The 3,268-nt window shown below is 49.6% G+C and carries 2 rRNA genes; both read right to left on the bottom strand.

Features of this window, described 5'->3' with window-relative positions:
* A 5S ribosomal RNA gene (gene rrf, locus FC87_RS06510) occupies positions 1-117 on the bottom strand.
* Positions 118-198: 81 nt separating this feature from the next.
* Positions 199-3,115 (bottom strand): 23S ribosomal RNA (locus FC87_RS06505).
* Positions 3,116-3,268: the final 153 nt, after the last annotated feature.

Here is a 3,268-nt window from a genome sequence, read left to right as displayed (position 1 = left end):
GCGTGGCAACTTCCTATCCTCGCAGGGGGCGATCCCCCAACTACTTTTGGCGTACTGAAGCTTAACTACTGTGTTCGGCATGGGAACAGGTGGATCCTTCAGGCTATCGCCACCACACTCATTACTTGAGCGACCTTCGTTCGCTCAAAACTAGATAATATTTGTTTTCCGTCCGATTACCATTAACCACCTTACTACTTGGTTAAGTCCTCGACTGATTAGTATTAGTCCGCTTCGCATATCACTACGCTTCCACTGCTAACCTATCGACCTGATCATCTTTCAGGAGTCTTACTTCCAAATTGGAATGGGAAATCTCATCTTGAGGCGAGTTTCACACTTAGATGCTTTCAGCGTTTATCTCATCCATACATAGCTACTCAGCAATGCGCCGGGCGGCGCAACTGATACACCAGCGGTATGTCCATCCCGGTCCTCTCGTACTAGGGACAGCTCCTCGCAAATTTCCTGCGCCCGCGACGGATAGGGACCGAACTGTCTCACGACGTTCTGAACCCAGCTCGCGTACCGCTTTAATGGGCGAACAGCCCAACCCTTGGGACCAACTACAGCCCCAGGATGCGATGAGCCGACATCGAGGTGCCAAACCTCCCCGTCGATGTGAACTCTTGGGGGAGATAAGCCTGTTATCCCCAGGGTAGCTTTTATCCGTTGAGCGATGGCCCTTCCATGTGGTACCACCGGATCACTAAGTCCGACTTTCGTCCCTGCTCGACTCGTTGGTCTCGCAGTCAAGCTTGCTTTTGCCTTTACACTTACAGAATGATTTCCAACCATTCTAAGCAAACCTTTGAGCGCCTCCGTTACTATTTAGGAGGCGACCGCCCCAGTCAAACTGCCAACCAGACACTGTCTCCGAGCACGATTAGTGCTCAGGGTTAGAGTGTTCACATAGCCAGGGTAGTATCCCACCATTGCCTCCACCGAAACTAGCGTTCCGGTTTCCACGGCTCCTACCTATCCTGTACAAGCTATCTAAACACCCAATATCAAGCTACAGTAAAGCTCCATGGGGTCTTTCCGTCCTGTCGCGGGTAACCTGCTTCTTCACAGGTATCTTAATTTCACCGAGTCTCTCGTTGAGACAGTACTCAAATCGTTACGCCTTTCGTGCGGGTCGGAACTTACCCGACAAGGAATTTCGCTACCTTAGGACCGTTATAGTTACGGCCGCCGTTTACTGGGGCTTCATTGCAAGGCTTCGCCGAAGCTAACCTGTTCACTTAACCTTCCAGCACCGGGCAGGCGTCAGCCCATATACGTCATCTTACGATTTTGCATAAACCTGTGTTTTTGATAAACAGTCGTTTGAGTCTCTTCACTGCGGCTGGCCCGTAGGCCAGCACCCCTTCTCCCGAAGTTACGGGGTCATTTTGCCGAGTTCCTTAACGAGAGTTCGCTCGCTCACCTGAGGATACTCTCCTCGACTACCTGTGTCGGTTTGCGGTACGGGTAGTTGTTTACTAACTAGAAGCTTTTCTCGGCAGCGTGACATCAGTCGCTTCTCTACTTAAATTTCGATCCTCATCAGCGCTTGTCAACCCGATTACCAGCATTTGACTGCTAACCTGACTTACGCTTTGAACATACTCTTCCAATCGTATGCTCGACTTAGCCTTCTGCGTCCCTCCATCGCTGTAACATAAACAACTAGTACAGGAATCTCAACCTGTTATCCATCGCCTACGCTTCTCAGCCTCGGCTTAGGTCCCGACTAACCCTGGGCGGACGAGCCTTCCCCAGGAAACCTTAGTCATTCGGTGGATCAGATTCTCACTGATCTTTCGCTACTCATACCGGCATTCTCACTTCTAAGCGCTCCAGCAGTCCTTCCGGTCTGCCTTCATTGCCCTTAGAACGCTCTCCTATCACGCAACGTAGTTGCGTCCGCAGTCTCGGTAATATGCTTAGCCCCGGTAAATTTTCGGCGCAGAATCACTCGACTAGTGAGCTATTACGCACTCTTTAAATGGTGGCTGCTTCTGAGCCAACATCCTAGTTGTCTGGGCAACTCCACTTCCTTTTCCACTTAGCATATATTTAGGGACCTTAACTGGCGGTCTGGGCTGTTCCCCTTTCGACGATGGATCTTATCACTCATCGTCTGACTCCCGGACATAAATCAATGGTATTCGGAGTTTATCTGAACTCAGTAATCCAAGACGGACCCCTCGCCCAAACAGTGGCTCTACCTCCATGATTCTAATTCCGAGGCTAGCCCTAAAGCTATTTCGGAGAGAACCAGCTATCTCCAAGTTCGTTTGGAATTTCACCGCTATCCACACCTCATCCCAGCACTTTTCAACGTACACGGGTTCGGACCTCCGGTGCGTATTACCGCACTTTCATCCTGGACATGGATAGATCACCTGGTTTCGGGTCTACGGCTACATACTAGAAACGCCCGTTTCAGACTTGCTTTCGCTACGGCTCCGCTTTTTCGGCTTAACCTTGCATGTAACTGTAACTCGCCGGTTCATTCTACAAGAGGCACGCTATCACCCCTTAACGGGCTCTAACTGCTTGTAGGCACATGGTTGCAGGAACTATTTCACTCCCCTTCCGGGGTGCTTTTCACCTTTCCCTCACGGTACTGGTTCACTATCGGTCACTAGGGAGTATTTAGCCTTGGGAGATGGTCCTCCCGGATTCCGACGCCGTTTCACGTGTGGCGCCGTACTCAGGATCCTGAACTGAGGGCTGGCAATTTCGCTGACGAGACTATCACTCTCTCTGGTGCAGCTTCCCAACTGCTTTAGCTATTGCCAACTTTTGTAACTCAAATGTTCAGTCCTACAACCCCGAACCGCAAGGGTTCGGTTTGGGCTGTTCCCCGTTCGCTCGCCGCTACTGAGGGAATCGAAGTTTCTTTCTCTTCCTGCGGGTACTGAGATGTTTCAGTTCCCCGCGTCTGCCTCTAATTAGCTATGTATTCACTAATTAGTCACCAGTCATCACACTGGTCGAGTTTCCTCATTCGGAAATCTCCGGATCAAAGCTTACGTACAGCTCCCCGAAGCATATCGGTGTTAGTTCCGTCCTTCATCGGCTCCTAGTACCAAGGCATTCACCATGCGCCCTTTCTAACTTAACCAATCGTCCTGCGGACGATTAATTAATGAGCTTTGCGATTAAACTTATTAAACACTCATTTATCACAGTGGTTGTTGTTTCTCGGTTGAAATTATATTTACAATATAATTCTACAGAAAATAATATTATCTAGTTTTCAAAGAACCAAGTTTGA

It is taken from the genome of Fructilactobacillus florum DSM 22689 = JCM 16035 (assembly GCF_001436645.1).
GTDB lineage: Bacteria > Bacillota > Bacilli > Lactobacillales > Lactobacillaceae > Fructilactobacillus > Fructilactobacillus florum.
The sequence above is the reverse complement of the archived record's forward strand: the minus strand, read 5'-3'. Positions and strand labels throughout refer to the sequence as shown.